We start from the raw sequence: 14,419 nt of genomic DNA on the forward strand, positions 1-14,419 counted from the left end.
AGGTCAGACCTTTACGGTGGGGTAATTCCACGTAAATCGGGGTGAGTTCGAGCGCCCCGGTTCGTGGGATCGGTGACGGCCGGGTACGACCGGGTCCGGCCGGGTCCGGCTGGGTGCGACCGAGTCCGGCCGAGACCGGCCGAGTTCAGCCGAGCCCGGGCCTGATCGGCAAGGGACGGCCTAGAGCCCCATCGGAGCGTGCAGTTCGACGAGGAGCTCCACCTCGACGGGTGCGTCCAGCGGCAGCACGCTCACGCCGACCGCGCTGCGGGCGTGGATGCCCGCGTCGCCGAAGGCGGTGCCCAGCAGCTCGCTCGCGCCGTTGAGCACGCCGGGCTGTCCCGTGAAGCGCGGGTCGCTGGCCACGAAGCCGACCACCTTGACCACCCGCTTCACGTTGGAGAGGTCCCCGGCGACGGAGGCGACGGCCGCCAGCGCGTTCAGCGCGCACTGCTGCGCCAGCTCCTTGGCCTGCTCCGCCGTGACCTCGGCGCCGACCTTCCCGGTGAGGGGGAGCGCGCCGTCGACCATCGGGAGCTGGCCGGAGGTGTACACGTAGTGCCCGCTCTGCACGGCGGGGACGTACACGGCGACCGGCGAGGGCGTCGGCGGAAGCTTCAGCCCGGCGGCGGCCAGGCGCTCTTCGGGGGTGCTGCTCATGCTCGGATCTCCTTGTGGTCGCTGACGGAAGCGGAGGCGGAGGCGGAACCGGAGGCGGAGGCGGAACCGGAGGCGGAAGCGGAACCGGAACCGGAGGCGGAGGCGGCCGGACGCGGGAAGAGGATGACCGGCTTGATCATCCCCGGCTCCTTCGCGGCGAGCCGTCCGAAGGCCTCCCCGACCCGGTCGAACGGGAACTCGTGCGTGGTGATCACCGTCGGGTCCACCAGCCCGTCCCCGATCAGGTGCAGCGCCCGCGCGAGCCGCGCCCCGCTGCTCTGCGGCGGCCGGCAGCGGGCGTACGTGATCTTCCCGCTCCCCGAGAGCCCCGCGCGGGCGGCCCGCGCGGCGGCCGGCGCGGCCGTCGCCATGATCGCGCGGTCGGCGCCGGCGCCGGCGGTCAGCTCCATGATCCGCTCGGTGGTGTCCTCGTAGGCCGGGTCGATCACCACGTCGGCCCCGAACCGCAGGGCGAGGCGCTGGCGCTTCATCTCCGGCTCGACGGCGATGACGCGGGCCCCGCGCAGCCGGCCGGCCGCGATGGTCGCGCTGAGTCCGACCGCGCCCTGGCCGAAGACGACCACGCTCCCGCCCGGGGGAGGCCCGGACTGTTCGGCGGCGGCGAAGCCGGTGGGGAGGGCGCCCGCCGCGTAGAGGGCCTGGTGGTCGGAGATGGTGTCGGGGAGCGGGACCAGCCCGGCCCCGGCCGCCGGGGCGCGGAAGAACTCGGCGAGCCTCCCGTGGCCCTCGACGCCGACGCGCCGGCCGACGTAGGAGGGGCAGACCCCGGGGCCGACGGCCTCGACGACGCCGACGGCCTCGTGGCCGAGCCCGGTGGGCGCCCCGGCGGCGGTGTGCCCGTCCCAGGCGCAGATGAGCGCGGCCGTGGTGCGTACGAGGACCTCGCCCGCCCCGGGATGGGGGACGGGCCGGTCCAGCACGGCGGGCGGCTCGCCGGTACGGCGCAGCGCGAAGGCCTTCACGAGACTCCTTACTACGTCGTTACACGGGTCGAGCTTCAACCTTCGCCGGACGGATCCGGTCCGGCGGGGGGCCGTAGGTCGCTTGTCGGCGGGCCGAGCGTCAGCACTTGGAGCCGCTGCTCGTCCCGTACGGCGCCCGCGGCCCCTACGGTCGGGTGACCCGGACCTGGTAGCTGCCGTTGCGCAGCTCGCCCACGACCGAGACGCTGATGCCCGACTTCTCGTCGGTGAAGGTCTCGCCCGGCCGGAACGGCGCGTCCGAGAGCTCCGCGTGCACGTTGGACCGCCGGGTGCAGCCGCCGCTCGCGCCGGAGCTGTCGGAGACGGTGACGGGCCCGCGGCCGGTGTCCACCTCGGAGTCCACCTTGTAGATGAGCACGCCGGGCTTGCAGACGGCCTCGTCGTTCCCGGCACGGGTACGGACCTCCACGGCGAAGCCGGCGCTCTCCGAGACGGGGATGAAGGCCAGCTTGGTGCCGCCCTCCACGGCCAGCGGGCTCAGTACGTGGTCGCTGACCCCGGACTTCCCGGCGCAGCTGATCTGGTTGCTGTCGAGCCAGCCCAGCTTCCACTTGTGCCAGCCCAGCAGGTCGTTGTTGGCTCCCCAGTCCTCGCTCATGATGTCCCAGTGCCCCACCGTGCCGCCGCCGTCGGCGGTGTAGAGGTCGGGCAGGCCGAAGACGTGCCCGTTCTCGTGGGGGAGCACGCGGTAGCCCGTCTCCCGGTAGGTGCCGGAGCCGTCGTCCTGGCGGCTGTAGACGAAGGACGTGTTGGCGAGCGGGACGCCGTCGGCCATCGGGGCCTCGCCGTTGCCGGAGAAGGTGACGGAGAGGACGGTGTCCAGGGCGGAGGGGCCGGCGTTCGGCGTGACGAGGATGTTTATCAGGTCGTACCGGGAGAAATCGACCTCGGCGTCGGAGGTCTTGATGATGTGCTCGACGAGCTGGCGGTAGCCGGGCTCGTACGCCGAACCCCGCTCGATGCCGTACGCCGCGAACGGCATCGGCATCCGCAGCCAGTTCTTTATCGGCGCCTCGGACCGGTAGGTCAGCCGTCCGTAGGAGCTGGTGCGGAACCAGTCGGAGGTCTGCGGGAAGAACTCCGCCAGCCGGTCGGCCGCCGTGCCCTCGCCCTTGGCGTCGGGGAAGTCGATCATCAGGTTCAGCGCCCGGACCTCGCCGGTCGAGCGCGAGTACCCCGGCGAGGTCGGCAGTCCTTCGGACATCTGCACGCCCATCGCGCCGGAGATCCGGCACGGGGCGAGCAGCGCCTCGGCGCTGGTCGCGCCCACCGGCCCGGCCGCCGAATGGCTGCGGCTGGATATGCCCGCGCTCGCCGTCGCCGTGATGCCGAGGGCCAGCGCCGTGATGCCGATGTAGACGCTGGTGCGGCTTGGCTTGCGTATCCGGTGGCGCGTCTGCGACATGGAGATCGGCCTTCGGGTCCGCGGCAGCCGGCCGGGTCCGGACTGCGCTCTGTGGCCTCACCCTCCGACGGCTGGGGCGGGCTCGCGCGTCGGAAGAGGCCAAACGAGATCAAAAGCCTCGGCTGCATGTGACCCAGGTCACACGGGAGAGTGAAATAAGCGGGGACCCTCTCCCCGTTTGAACCAGAGTCCCCATGAACCGGGGAGTCGCTCCCCGTTTCGCGCGGGACGGGCGACCCGCCCGCCCGTACGCGTCACCCCTCAGGGAGCCGTCCATGAAGAGCCCCGCCACCACCGATCCGGCGGCCCTGCCCGTACCGGGCCCGGAGGCCGCCCTCGACCTCACGGCTCCGACCGCGGGTACGGGTACGGGTGCGGGCGCGGGCGCGGCTACGGGAACGGCTACGCCTACGGCTACGGGCGCCTGCGCGGTCGTGGGTGCGGCTGCGGGCAAGGTCAAGGCCGCCGTCAAGGCGGCGGGCAAGGTCGCGGGCAAGCGGGCCCGGGCCGGTGCGGACGGGGTGCCGCGCCCGCGCGCCGACGCCGTCCGCAACCGGGAGCGCATCCTGACCGCCGCCCGCGACGCGCTCGTGGAGTTCGGCCCGGCCGCCCCGCTCGACGAGATCGCCCGCCGGGCCGGCGTGGGCAACGCCACGCTCTACCGGCACTTCCCCGACCGTCCGGCCCTGATCCACCACGTCGTGCTCTTCGGCCTGGACCGGGTGGCCGGTCTGGCCGTCGACTCGCTCGCCGAGGAGCCGGACGCCTTCGCCGCCCTGTGCCGCTTCACGCACGCGGCGGCGGACGAGCGGATCGGCTCCCTGTGCCCGGTGCTCTCCAGCGACTTCGACCACGACCACCCCGAACTGCTCGACTCCCGCGCGAGCTTGGAGGAGGCCGTCGAGGCCCTGCTGGCCGCCGGCCGCTCCTCCGGTCTCGTGCGTACGGACATCGGCGTCGGCGACCTGATGATCGCGCTGTCCCAGCTCAGCCGCCCCCTCCCGGGCACGGGCTGCTTCGACGCGGACACCTTCGTCCACCGCCATCTCCAGCTCTTCCTCGACGGGTTGAGGGCCCCGGCCCGCTCCGAACTGCCGGGCTCGGCGACCACGCTGGCGGATCTGAGGCGGAAAACCATGTGACGCCTCGGGTCGCGCCCTTTAGCTTCGTAAACCCGTCCGTAAAACCGTCCGAATAAGCACTTTTCAGTCATCTCGCACCATGAAGTGGGTACCCCCATGTCAAAAACAGCCGCGAACCCGCAGCTGGCCGGCGCCGACCCCAGTCGCTGGAAGGCCCTGGTCTTCATCGCGCTGGCGCAGCTGATGGTCGTCCTCGACGCCACCATCGTGAACATCGCGCTCCCGTCCGCCCAGACCGACCTCGGCATCTCCGACGGCAACCGCCAGTGGGTCATCACCGCGTACGCGCTCGCCTTCGGCGGCCTGCTCCTCTTCGGCGGCCGCATCGCCGACAAGTGGGGCCGCAAGAACGCCTTCATCGTCGGCCTCATCGGCTTCGCCCTGGCCTCCGCGCTGGGCGGCGCCGCACAGGGCGAGGCCATGATGCTGGGCGCCCGCGCCCTCCAGGGCGCCTTCGGCGCACTGCTCGCGCCCGCCGCGCTCTCGCTGCTGGCCGTGATGTTCACCGACGCCAAGGAGCGCGCCAAGGCCTTCGGCATCTACGGTGCGATCGCCGGTGGCGGCGGCGCCGTGGGCCTGATCCTCGGCGGCTTCCTCACCGAGTACCTGAACTGGCGCTGGACCTTCTTCGTCAACATCCCGTTCGCGATCATCGCCGCCGTCGGCGCCTGGATGATCATCCGCGAGCCGGCCGGCGGCCGTAACCGCGCCCCGCTCGACATCCCCGGTGTCCTGCTGTCCACGACCGGTCTGGTCGCCCTCGTCTACGGATTCACCCGCGCCGAGTCGGCCGGCTGGTCGGACGGCCTCACCGTGGGCATGTTCGTCGCCTCCGTGGTGCTGCTCTCCGCGTTCGTCTTCGTCGAGTCCCGCATGAAGAACCCGCTGCTCCCGCTGCGCGTCCTGCTGGAGCGCAACCGCGGCGGCGTCTACCTCTCGCTGGGCCTCGCCGTCATCTCGATGTTCGGCCTGTTCCTCTTCCTCACCTACTACCTGCAGGTCGTGAAGGGCTTCTCGCCCGTCCAGACCGGCTTCGCCTTCCTCCCGATGATCGTGGGCATGATCACCGGCTCCACGCAGATCGGCGCCCGCCTCATGACGCGGGTTCCCCCGCGCCTGCTGATGGGCCCCGGCTTCATGGTCGCCGCGAGCGGCATGCTGCTGCTGACGCAGCTCGAGGTCGGCTCCTCCTACCCGGCGCTGATCCTGCCCGCGCAGCTGCTGCTGGGCCTCGGCATGGGTACCGCGTTCATGCCCGCCATGTCCCTGGCCACGTACGGGGTGAACCCGGCCGACGCCGGTGTCGCCTCCGCGATGGTCAACACCTCGCAGCAGGTGGGCGGCGCGATCGGCACCGCCCTGCTGAACACGATCGCCGCCTCCGCGACGACCGCGTACCTGACCGACCACGCGGCCGCGGCCGCGGCGGGCGGCCCGGCGGCGCAGCTGATCCAGGCCCAGGCCATGGTGGAGGGCTACGCCTCCGCGATCTGGTGGGCGGTCGGCATCCTGGTCGCCAGCTCGCTCATCGCCCTCACCCTCATCACCACCGGCAAGCCGGGGGCGGGCGACCCGGTCGCCGAGGGCGAGGAGGCCGAGCTGAAGGTCCCGGTGATCGCCCACTGACCCGCCCGGGCCCCGCTCCGGGGTGCGTACGGGAATGACTGATGACCCCGCATCGTTCAAATTTGAACGATGCGGGGTTAGTCTGTTCGTGGCGCCCCGCCGCGACGATTCCTGGAGCTCCTGATGCCGACGCCCGAAGCCCTCACCCCCACCCGGATGCCGGCGCTGTACCTGAGCCACGGAGCCCCGCCGCTCGCGGACGACCCGGTCTGGCCCGGCGAACTGGCCGCCTGGTCCGCGGATCTGCCCCGCCCCCGCGCGATCCTGATGGTCTCCGCCCACTGGGAAGAGGCCCCGCTCGCCCTCGGCGCCACCGAGCGGATCCCGCTCGTCTACGACTTCTGGGGCTTCCCCGAGCACTACTACCAGGTCCGCTACGAGGCTCCGGGCGCCCCCGAGCTGGCCGCGTCGGTCCGCAAGCTCCTCAAGGCACCCGGCACCCCCGTCCAGGACATCCCCGACCGCGGCCTGGACCACGGCGCGTACGTCCCCCTGGTGGAGATGTTCCCCGGGGCCGACATCCCGGTGCTCCAGATATCGATGCCGACCCTCGATCCGCGCCGCCTGATGGAGATCGGCCGCAAGCTGGCCCCCCTGCGCGACGAGGGCGTCCTCATCGTGGGCAGCGGCTTCTTCACCCACAACCTGGCCGCCCTGCGCCACACCGGTCCCGGCGTCCCCTCGTGGTCCGCCGAGTTCGACGCCTGGGGCCACGAGGCCCTGGCCGCCTCCGACATCGACGCCCTGCTCGACTTCGAAGCCAAGTCCCCGGCCGGCCGCCTGGCCCACCCCCGTACGGAACACTTCGCCCCGCTGTTCGTCACCCTGGGCGCCGCCGAATCCGACCTCGCCACCGCCTCCACCCCGGTCTCGGGCTTCTGGATGGGCCTCTCGAAGCGCTCCCTGCAATTTGGCTGACCCCGAGCAGCTCTGGTGCCCCAGCGGCTCCGCGTACGCGCCGGAGTCGCTGGTCCTCGCCATCCGCGACGGCCTGGACGGCCCCCCGGCCTACCTCCCCGCCCCCCGCCCGGCGGCCGAGGCCCTGGCCGAGCTCCCACCCGCCGTGGAACCACGCCGCCTGCTCCGCCTGGCCTCCCACTGCGTCCCGCACTGCCTCAACCGCGCGGCCGACACCTGCACCCTGGCGGTCCGCCTGACCACACCCCCACCGCAGCCCGCGGCACTTCCCGCCTGCCACCTCCGCCCGGCCTGCAAATGGTGGACCCAGTCGGGCCCACCCGCCTGCCACGCCTGCCCGCAGGTGGCTACCCGCCGCCCCGGACCGGACCTGTGACGTCCTCCCCGATGGTGAACCCCTTGGCGGGGCCGACCGGGATGGTGACCGTGGCGCCGTAGGCCGCCCGGACCTCGTCCTCGTAGATGGCCTGGTCCGGATCGGGGGCGGTCAGCACGGTCACGGTGCCGAGCTCATCGTGGTCGTCGATGAGGACGTAGACGGGAAGGCCCGCCCGCGCGTATTCACGCCGCTTGCGGGTGCGGTCGCGTGTAATGCCGTCGCCTCCGGGGGAGACGACCTCGACGATCACTTGGACGGGAGCGGCCTTGATGCCGATCCCGTCCTCGCCGCCGTGTGCTTCCGCGTCCTCGGGTGCGACCAGGACGTCGGGGATCCGGATCTTCCGTGCCTGAATGACATTCGTGTCTTGGAAAGCCGCGAAATCGCTCCGGTCCAGGAACTTGTCCAAGGCGCGGCGAAGGCGGTTGGTGATCTGGCTGTGCGACAAGCGACCCGTGGGTGACACCTCGATGAGCCCCTCGACGATCTCGGCGTGATAGCCCTCGGGGAGTTCGATCGCTTTCCATGCCTGCCACAGGGCGTCGTCAAGGCCCGACGGGGGAGTCGCGACCTCAGGCATAACGGCCTCCAGCGTCTCGTGGGCGAGAGCGGGTCATGTGCAGCACCTCCTCTGCGTGTGGGCGTCGCAGACCGGACGGCACAAGCGACTCTCCGATGCTGGAGGGGAACCCACTCATGCCGCAGGAATATGCCCCTCCTTCACTCGGACGGGTAGGTCGTCACTGGCCGAGGCAACCAGAAGCCGGTGACGGTCGTCTCTTGGGGTAGGAGCGCAGCCGGGGAACGCGCCGAAAGCGCCCCTGTCAAGTGTGACGGCGGTCTCATTCGGGCCCCGGTCGCACGGGCCCGCCGGGGCTCCAGGGTGGGCCGCGATCCCCGTCCTGACCTGCGGATCTTCGAGCCCGACGGCGTCATCGATCCGCTCGGGCCGGGGCGTGGCGGGGCAGGATACTGCAAGATCTCGAAAAAGAGGGAGCAACGTGGGAATTCTGTCCCGTTTCCAGTCGTTGTTTCCTTCGGAAGCGGGCACTCGGGAGAGTGTCCGGGCAGCCGCACCAGAGCAGCCGAACCACCGCACCACCGCGACCGAACTCTTCGCAAGGGAGCACGCATGGCAACCCGCGCCGTCGCCCGTCGTCAGTCCACGAGCAGCGCTCGCGCTGTGGGCGGGGAGATCGCAGACCGCGACCTGGTCGGCATGTACCTGGACGAGATCGCGCGCACCCCGCTGCTCGACGCGGCCAAGGAAGTCGAGCTCTCGCAGATCATCGAGGCGGGCGTGTACGCCCAGCAGATCCTCGACGGCGCGATAGAGCGCAAGGGCAAGAAGCCCTCGCAGGAGGAGCTGGAGCTCCTGGCGGCCGAGGGCGAGCGCGCCAAGGAAGTCTTCATCCGCTCCAACCTCCGCCTGGTCGTCGCCGTGGCCCGCCGCTACCCGCGCAGCGGACTGCCGCTCCTCGACCTCATCCAGGAGGGCAACGCCGGCCTGGTCCGCGCCGTGGAGAAGTTCGACTACGCCAAGGGCTTCAAGTTCTCCACGTACGCCACGTGGTGGATCCGCCAGGCGATCACCCGCTCCATCGCCGACCAGTCCCGCACCATCCGGCTCCCCGTCCACCTGGTGGAGGAGCTCGGCCGGATCCGCCGGGTCCAGCGCGAGTTCAACCGCGAGAACGGCCGGGACCCGGAGCACGCGGAGATCGCCGCCGAGCTGGACACCACGGAGAAGCGCGTCGGCGACGTCCTGGACTGGGCGCGCGACCCGGTCAGCCTGAACATGGGCGTGGACGAGGACGGCGACACGCAGTTCGGCGACCTGCTCGAAGACACCTCGGCCATTTCCCCGGAGCAGTCCGTCCTCTCCCTGCTCCGCAGCGAGGAGCTGGAGGACCTGCTGGGCAAGCTGGACCAGCGAACCGCGTCGATCATCAAGATGCGTTACGGCATTGACGACGGTCGAGAGCGTACGCTGACAGAAGTGGGGAAGCAGCACGGTCTGACCCGCGAGCGGATCCGTCAGATCGAGAAGCACGCGCTGCTCGAACTGAAGAAGATGGCCCGCGATACCGGCTTCGACGCGGTGGCCTGACCGGCCCCAGTCCGAAGCCCCCCATACGAGCCCCCGGCGCCTATCCCCCCCAGGCGCCGGGGGCTCCCCTTTGCCCACCCAGCTCCAAACCCAGCCCACCCAGCACCAAACCCAGCCCCGCCGGCGTTTGAGGCGCGGGGTCTGGGGCGGAGCCCCAGGGAACGGGCGAAGGGCGGGTAGGGGACAGCCCCCGCAGGGCCGGCCTCCGCTACGGCGGCCCCGCAGCCTCCCCCAGCCGCGCCCCCAGCACCCGAGCCGCCTCCACCAGCACCCCCGGCCCGTGCACGGCAAACGGCACCCCGGCCAGGGCCAGCCGAGCGGCCACCCACTCCGCCGGATCCGCCGACTCGAACCGCACCCGCACCCCGGCGGAGCCACCCCCGCCCCCGGGAACCACATGCTCCCGCACCCACTCCGGCAGTCCCGCCTCCACCGCGAAGGTGACATCGACCCGGTACGTCGACTCCCCACCCCGCAGCCCCCGCCGCACGAACTCCTCCGCATCCATCGGCAACTCCCGCGGAGCGAACCGCACGCCCGTCGCCCCCGGCTCGCTCACCCGGTCCACCCGGAAGGTCCGCCAGTCCCGGCGCTCCATGTCGTAGGCCACGAGGTACCACCGGCTCCCGGTGCTGACCAGCCGGTACGGCTCGACCAGCCGCCGCGAGGCCGCCCCTTCCCGGTCGCGGTACGCGAACCGCAGCCGCTCGGGCCCCGCCACCGCCGAGGCGATCGCCGTCAGCGTCCGCGGATCCACGCTCGCCCCGTCCCCCCGCGTCAACGCGACCGTCGCCGACTGCAGCGCGCCCACCCGCCGCCGCAGCCGTGCCGGCAGGACCTGTTCCAGCTTCGCGAGGGCTCGTACGGAGGCCTCCTCCACGCCCTCGATCGCATGCCCGGCCCCCGCCCGCAGCCCCACCGCGATCGCGACGGCCTCCTCGTCGTCCAGGACGAGCGGCGGCATCGCCGCGCCCGCCACCAGCCGGTAGCCGCCGTCCGCGCCCAGCGTGGCCTCCACCGGGTACCCCAGTTCCCGCAGCCGGTCGATGTCCCGCCGGATCGTGCGGGCGCTCACCCGCAGCCGCTCGGCCAGTTCGCTCCCGGGCCACTCGCGCGGTGTCTGGAGCAGGGACAGCAGGGAGAGGAGGCGGGCCGGGGTATCGGTCATGCTTCAAAGGTGCCAGCCAAATAGGACACCAACTGACCTACATGCCGTCTAGGTTTCTCCTCATGAGCACCGAGACGACCCAGTCATCGCCCGAAGGAAAGAACGGGCCCGTACAAGAAGAGCGGACCGACCCTCCCGCAGAGACCACCTCGATCAGCAAGGCCGGCGACGCCGGAGCCACGAGCGCGACCGGCGGCGAGCCCGCCGCCCCCGCCGACCGCCGCCGCTGGATCGCGCTCGCCATCGTGATGACCGCCGCCTTCATGGACCTGGTCGACGTCACGATCGTCAACATCGCGATACCCCGGATGCGCGAGGACCTCGGCGCCTCCACCAGCGCCATCCAGTGGATCACCGCCGGCTATGCACTCGCCTTCGCCGCCGGCCTGATCACCGGCGGCCGTCTCGGTGACATCTACGGCCGCAAGCGCCTGTTCCTCATCGGCATATCCGGCTTCACCGCGGCTTCGCTGCTCTGCGGCCTCTCGCCCAACCCCGACGTGCTCGTCGCCGCCCGGATCCTCCAGGGCGGCATGGCGGCGATGATGGTCCCGCAGGTGCTCGCGATCATCCACGTCACCTTCCCGCCGCACGAGCGCGGCAAGGTCTTCGGCCTGTTCGGCGCGATCATCGGCCTCGGCGCCGTCTCGGGCCCGATGCTCGGAGCCCTGCTCACCGAGTGGAACATCGCCGGTCTCGAATGGCGCCCGATCTTCCTGATCAACCTGCCCGTCGGCATCGCCGGCGTGATCCTGGGCCGCAAGTTCATCTCCGAGTCCAAGGCCCCCAAGGCGCTGCGCCTGGACCTGGTGGGCGTCGTGCTCGCCACCCTCGCCCTGGTCATGCTGATCTTCCCGCTCACCCACGGCCGTGAGAACGACTGGCCCGTGTGGGGCTTCGTCTGCATGATCGCCTCGCCGCTGGTCTTCGGTGCGTTCATCGTCTACGAGAAGTACAAGATCAAGAAGGACGGCTCCCCGCTCGTCGAGCTCTCCCTCTTCAAGGTCAAGAGCTTCGCGGGCGGCATCGCCGTCCAGCTGACCTTCGGCATCGCGACCGGCATCTTCTTCCTGGTCTGGACGCTCTACATGCAGATGGGCCTCGGCTGGAGCGCCCTGAAGGCGGGCTCCACCGGCATCCCGTTCTCGATCGCCGTCTCGGCCGCCGCGGGCGTGTCCGTGCAGAAGCTCGTACCGCGCTTCGGCCGCAAGGTGCTCCAGGCCGGCGCGCTGATCATGGCCGCGGGCGTGCTCCTCTACATCTGGGAGTCCGACCGCTACGGCATGGCCATCGCCTCCTGGCAGATGGCCGCCCCGCTGATCGTCATGGGCGTCGGCATGGGCCTGATCATCGCCCCGCTGACCGACACGGTGCTCTCCGAGGTGCCGCGCGAGCACGCCGGTTCGGCGTCCGGGCTGATCAACACCACCGGCCAGATGGGCAACGCGCTGGGCCTCGGCCTCACCTCCGTCGTCTACTTCGGGTTCATCGAGAACGACCTGGCCTTCGGACCGCCCTACGTCAACGCGTTCCACCACGCCATGTGGTGGGTCGTGGCCGTCCTGGTCGTGATCTTCTCGGTGATGTTCATGCTGCCGCGCAAGGCCGTCCCCATGGCCGAGCGCGAGGGCGGCACGGAGCACGCGGGCTAGTCCGCACCCCTCCGCGCCCCTCCTGACGGGCATGTCCGCTTCTGTTGGCGGATATGCCCGTTTGTTTTGTTTTCAGGCGCAAGCGGGCGTACTCTACGAGAGAACCCACAGAGTCGGGCATCGAACGGATCTGAAACCACATGTACGCACCGGAGCGCCAGCAGGAGATCCTCCGCCTCGCCCGCGAGGCGGGCCGGGTCGACGTCCTGTCCCTGGCCGACCAGTTCCAGGTCACGGCCGAGACCGTGCGCCGCGACCTCAAGGCCCTCGACCGGGCCGGGCTCGTGCGCCGGGTGCACGGCGGTGCCATACCGGCCGGCCGCCTCGACTTCGAGCCGGACCTCACCGAGCGCGAGGGCACCGCGGCCGACGAGAAGGACCGCATCGCGGCCGCCGCCCTCGCCGAACTCCCCGACGGCGGCAGCATCGTCCTCGACGCGGGCAGTACGGTGGCCCGCCTCGCGGCCGCCATCCCGGTCGACTCCGCGCTCACCGTGGTCACCCACGCGCTGCCCGTCGCCGCCCGGCTCGCCGACCACACCGGCATCGACCTCCATCTCGTCGGAGGCCGCGTCCGCCACCGCACCCGCGCCGCGGTCGACGCCTGGGCCCTGCGCGCCTACGCCGAGATCCGCGCCGACGTCCTCTTCCTCGCGACGAACGGCTTCACCGCGGAGGGCGGCCTGACCACCCCCGACCTCGCCGAGGCCGCCGTCAAACGGGCCGCGATGGCGGCGGCCCGCCGCGTCGTCCTCCTCGCCGACTCGGAGAAGGCGGGCCAGGAACACTTCGCCCGCTTCGGCTCCTTCGCGGAGGTCGACCTCCTCATCACGGACAAGGGGCTCAGCCCCGCCCACAAGGCGGCGATCGAGGCCGCCGGTACGGAAGTTGTGCTCGTATGATCCTCACCGTCACCCCCAACCCCTCCCTCGACCGGACCTACGAGGTCCCCTCGCTGGACCGCGGCGAGGTGCTCCGCGCCAGCGGCGACCGGGTCGACCCCGGGGGCAAGGGAGTCAACGTCTCCCGCGCGGTGGCCGCCGCGGGCGTCCGTACGACGGCGGTCCTGCCGCTCGGCGGGGCCCCGGGCACGATGATCGCCGAACTCCTCGGCGCGCAGGGCGTGGACGTCACGGCGGTCTCCATCGCCGGCCAGACCCGCTCCAACATCTCCCTCGCCGAACCGGACGGCACCCTCACCAAGATCAACGCCGCCGGCCCGGCCCTGACCGCCGAGGAATCGGCGCTCCTCCTGGAAACGGTCCGCACCTGCTCGGGCGGCGCCGCCTGGATCGCCTGCTGCGGCAGCCTCCCGCGGGGCCTCGGCCCCGAGTGGTACGCCGAGATCGTGACCCGGGCCCACGCCGGGGGAGCCCGCATCGCCCTGGACACCTCCGGCCCGGCGCTGCTCGCGGCGCTGCCGGCCCGCCCCGACGTCATCAAGCCGAACGCCTCGGAACTCGCGGCGGCGGTGGGGCGGCCCCTGGCCACCCTCGGCGACGTGCTCAAGGCCGCGGAGGAGCTGCGCTCGCTGGGCGCCGCCGCGGTCCTGGCCTCGCTCGGCGCGGACGGCCAGCTCCTGGTCTCCGGGGAGGGCACCTACTACGGCACGGCGGCCGTCTCCTCGGTCCGCAGCAACGTCGGCGCGGGCGACGCGTCCCTCGCCGGCTTCCTGATCGCAGGAGGTACGGGCCCTGCGGCCCTGGCCTCCGCCCTGGCCCACGGCGCCGCCGCGGTCCAGCTGCCCGGCAGCGCCATGCCGGCCCCCTCGGACCTGCGTCCCGACGCGGTCCACATCACCCAGGACCTGCCCCTGGACCTCCCTCTGTCCGAAATGAGCGACGCGCGATGAGCGAGATGATGCAGAACCTTCTGCCGGCAGACCTGGTCGACCTCGACCTGTCCGCCGAGTCCAAGGAGGGGGCGGCACGTGCCCTCGCCGAACGGATGGTGACGCTGGGCCGGGTCACCGACCTGGACGGCTTCCTGGCCGACGTGGTAGCCCGCGAGGCCCAGATGCCGACCGGCCTTGAGGGCGGCATAGGCATCCCCCACTGCCGCTCCACCCACGTCACGGCCCCCACCCTGGCCTTCGGCCGCTCCCCGTCGGGCATCGACTTCGGCGCCCCGGACGGCCCGGCGGACCTCGTCTTCCTGATAGCCGCCCCGGCCGGCGCCGACGACGCCCACCTCTCCATCCTCTCCACCCTGGCCCGCCGCCTGATGCGCCCCGACTTCGTCGCAGCCCTCCGCACGGCGACGACCCCGGAGGAGGCGGCGGCGCTGATAGCCGGCGAAGAACCGGCTCCAGCCCCTCCAGCACCCAATCCAGCACCTCCGGCGTTTGAGGAGCGG

14 protein-coding genes are annotated in these 14,419 nt (G+C 71.8%); 9 read left to right on the forward strand and 5 right to left on the reverse strand.

Annotated elements, in window-relative coordinates; genetic code table 11:
• Positions 1-180: 180 nt before the first annotated feature.
• The 3 genes from ACFWNV_RS25920 to ACFWNV_RS25930 all read right to left on the reverse strand — a co-directional run bounded on the left by ACFWNV_RS25920 (position 181) and on the right by ACFWNV_RS25930 (position 3,069).
• Positions 181-660: a RidA family protein gene (locus tag ACFWNV_RS25920; RefSeq protein WP_383951555.1), complete on the reverse strand. Its 480-nt coding sequence runs from the start codon at positions 658-660 to the stop codon at positions 181-183.
• Positions 657-1,643: a zinc-binding dehydrogenase gene (locus tag ACFWNV_RS25925; RefSeq protein WP_383951558.1), complete on the reverse strand. Its 987-nt coding sequence runs from the start codon at positions 1,641-1,643 to the stop codon at positions 657-659. Before ACFWNV_RS25925 ends, ACFWNV_RS25920 begins: the two co-directional genes overlap by 4 nt.
• 145 nt (positions 1,644-1,788) lie before the next feature.
• The gene (locus ACFWNV_RS25930) at positions 1,789-3,069 is read right to left on the reverse strand and encodes a M6 family metalloprotease domain-containing protein (protein ID WP_383951560.1); all 1,281 of its coding nucleotides are present in this window, start codon (positions 3,067-3,069) and stop codon (positions 1,789-1,791) included.
• A gap of 521 nt (positions 3,070-3,590) precedes the next feature.
• Between ACFWNV_RS25930 and ACFWNV_RS25935 the strand changes: the two genes are divergently transcribed.
• The 4 genes from ACFWNV_RS25935 to ACFWNV_RS25950 all read left to right on the forward strand — a co-directional run bounded on the left by ACFWNV_RS25935 (position 3,591) and on the right by ACFWNV_RS25950 (position 7,131).
• The gene (locus ACFWNV_RS25935; protein WP_383951586.1) at positions 3,591-4,211 is read left to right on the forward strand and encodes a TetR/AcrR family transcriptional regulator; all 621 of its coding nucleotides are present in this window, start codon (positions 3,591-3,593) and stop codon (positions 4,209-4,211) included.
• 96 nt (positions 4,212-4,307) lie between these two features.
• A complete protein-coding gene (locus tag ACFWNV_RS25940) occupies positions 4,308-5,837 on the forward strand; it encodes an MFS transporter (protein ID WP_383951563.1) in 1,530 nt (509 codons plus the stop codon).
• 123 nt (positions 5,838-5,960) lie between these two features.
• A complete protein-coding gene (locus ACFWNV_RS25945) occupies positions 5,961-6,755 on the forward strand; it encodes a dioxygenase (RefSeq protein ID WP_383951566.1) in 795 nt (264 codons plus the stop codon).
• The gene (locus ACFWNV_RS25950; protein ID WP_383951569.1) at positions 6,748-7,131 is read left to right on the forward strand and encodes a hypothetical protein; all 384 of its coding nucleotides are present in this window, start codon (positions 6,748-6,750) and stop codon (positions 7,129-7,131) included. Before ACFWNV_RS25945 ends, ACFWNV_RS25950 begins: the two co-directional genes overlap by 8 nt.
• Here ACFWNV_RS25950 and ACFWNV_RS25955 read toward each other — a convergent pair.
• Positions 7,103-7,714, reverse strand: coding sequence for a Uma2 family endonuclease (locus tag ACFWNV_RS25955; RefSeq protein WP_383951570.1), 612 nt, complete (start codon positions 7,712-7,714; stop codon positions 7,103-7,105). The genes ACFWNV_RS25950 and ACFWNV_RS25955 overlap by 29 nt on opposite strands.
• A gap of 552 nt (positions 7,715-8,266) precedes the next feature.
• Between ACFWNV_RS25955 and ACFWNV_RS25960 the strand changes: the two genes are divergently transcribed.
• Positions 8,267-9,244, forward strand: coding sequence for an RNA polymerase sigma factor RpoD/SigA (locus tag ACFWNV_RS25960; RefSeq protein ID WP_250737663.1), 978 nt, complete (start codon positions 8,267-8,269; stop codon positions 9,242-9,244).
• Between the two features lie 208 nt (positions 9,245-9,452).
• Here the strand turns inward: ACFWNV_RS25960 and ACFWNV_RS25965 are convergent, their stop codons facing one another.
• Positions 9,453-10,412, reverse strand: a complete 960-nt coding sequence (locus ACFWNV_RS25965; protein WP_383951575.1) for a helix-turn-helix transcriptional regulator — start codon at positions 10,410-10,412, stop codon at positions 9,453-9,455.
• 62 nt (positions 10,413-10,474) lie between these two features.
• Between ACFWNV_RS25965 and ACFWNV_RS25970 the strand changes: the two genes are divergently transcribed.
• The 4 genes from ACFWNV_RS25970 to ACFWNV_RS25985 all read left to right on the forward strand — a co-directional run.
• Entirely contained in the window at positions 10,475-12,064 is a 1,590-nt protein-coding gene (locus ACFWNV_RS25970) for an MFS transporter (protein ID WP_383951577.1), read from the forward strand.
• Between the two features lie 140 nt (positions 12,065-12,204).
• The gene (locus ACFWNV_RS25975) at positions 12,205-12,966 is read left to right on the forward strand and encodes a DeoR/GlpR family DNA-binding transcription regulator (RefSeq protein ID WP_383951580.1); all 762 of its coding nucleotides are present in this window, start codon (positions 12,205-12,207) and stop codon (positions 12,964-12,966) included.
• Entirely contained in the window at positions 12,963-13,916 is a 954-nt protein-coding gene (pfkB, locus tag ACFWNV_RS25980; RefSeq protein ID WP_383951583.1) for a 1-phosphofructokinase, read from the forward strand. The genes ACFWNV_RS25975 and pfkB overlap by 4 nt, the downstream gene beginning before the upstream one ends.
• Positions 13,917-13,924: 8 nt before the next feature.
• The coding region (locus tag ACFWNV_RS25985; protein WP_383951588.1) for a PTS sugar transporter subunit IIA at positions 13,925-14,419 on the forward strand (495 nt) is incomplete at its 3' end.

Source organism: Streptomyces sp. NPDC058401, assembly GCF_042722885.1.
In the GTDB taxonomy this organism is placed as follows: Bacteria; Actinomycetota; Actinomycetes; order Streptomycetales; family Streptomycetaceae; genus Streptomyces.

Excerpts from the sequence above, each read along its gene's own strand:
- ACFWNV_RS25920 (WP_383951555.1), bottom strand. The coding sequence starts at position 660 with ATGAGCAGCACCCCCGAAGAGCGCCTGGCCGCCGCCGGGCTGAAGCTT.
- ACFWNV_RS25930 (WP_383951560.1), bottom strand. The coding sequence starts at position 3,069 with ATGTCGCAGACGCGCCACCGGATACGCAAGCCAAGCCGCACCAGCGTC.
- ACFWNV_RS25940 (WP_383951563.1), top strand. The coding sequence starts at position 4,308 with ATGTCAAAAACAGCCGCGAACCCGCAGCTGGCCGGCGCCGACCCCAGT.
- ACFWNV_RS25945 (WP_383951566.1), top strand. The coding sequence starts at position 5,961 with ATGCCGACGCCCGAAGCCCTCACCCCCACCCGGATGCCGGCGCTGTAC.
- ACFWNV_RS25955 (WP_383951570.1), bottom strand. The coding sequence starts at position 7,714 with ATGCCTGAGGTCGCGACTCCCCCGTCGGGCCTTGACGACGCCCTGTGG.
- ACFWNV_RS25960 (WP_250737663.1), top strand. The coding sequence starts at position 8,267 with ATGGCAACCCGCGCCGTCGCCCGTCGTCAGTCCACGAGCAGCGCTCGC.
- ACFWNV_RS25965 (WP_383951575.1), bottom strand. The coding sequence starts at position 10,412 with ATGACCGATACCCCGGCCCGCCTCCTCTCCCTGCTGTCCCTGCTCCAG.
- ACFWNV_RS25970 (WP_383951577.1), top strand. The coding sequence starts at position 10,475 with ATGAGCACCGAGACGACCCAGTCATCGCCCGAAGGAAAGAACGGGCCC.
- ACFWNV_RS25975 (WP_383951580.1), top strand. The coding sequence starts at position 12,205 with ATGTACGCACCGGAGCGCCAGCAGGAGATCCTCCGCCTCGCCCGCGAG.
- pfkB (WP_383951583.1), top strand. The coding sequence starts at position 12,963 with ATGATCCTCACCGTCACCCCCAACCCCTCCCTCGACCGGACCTACGAG.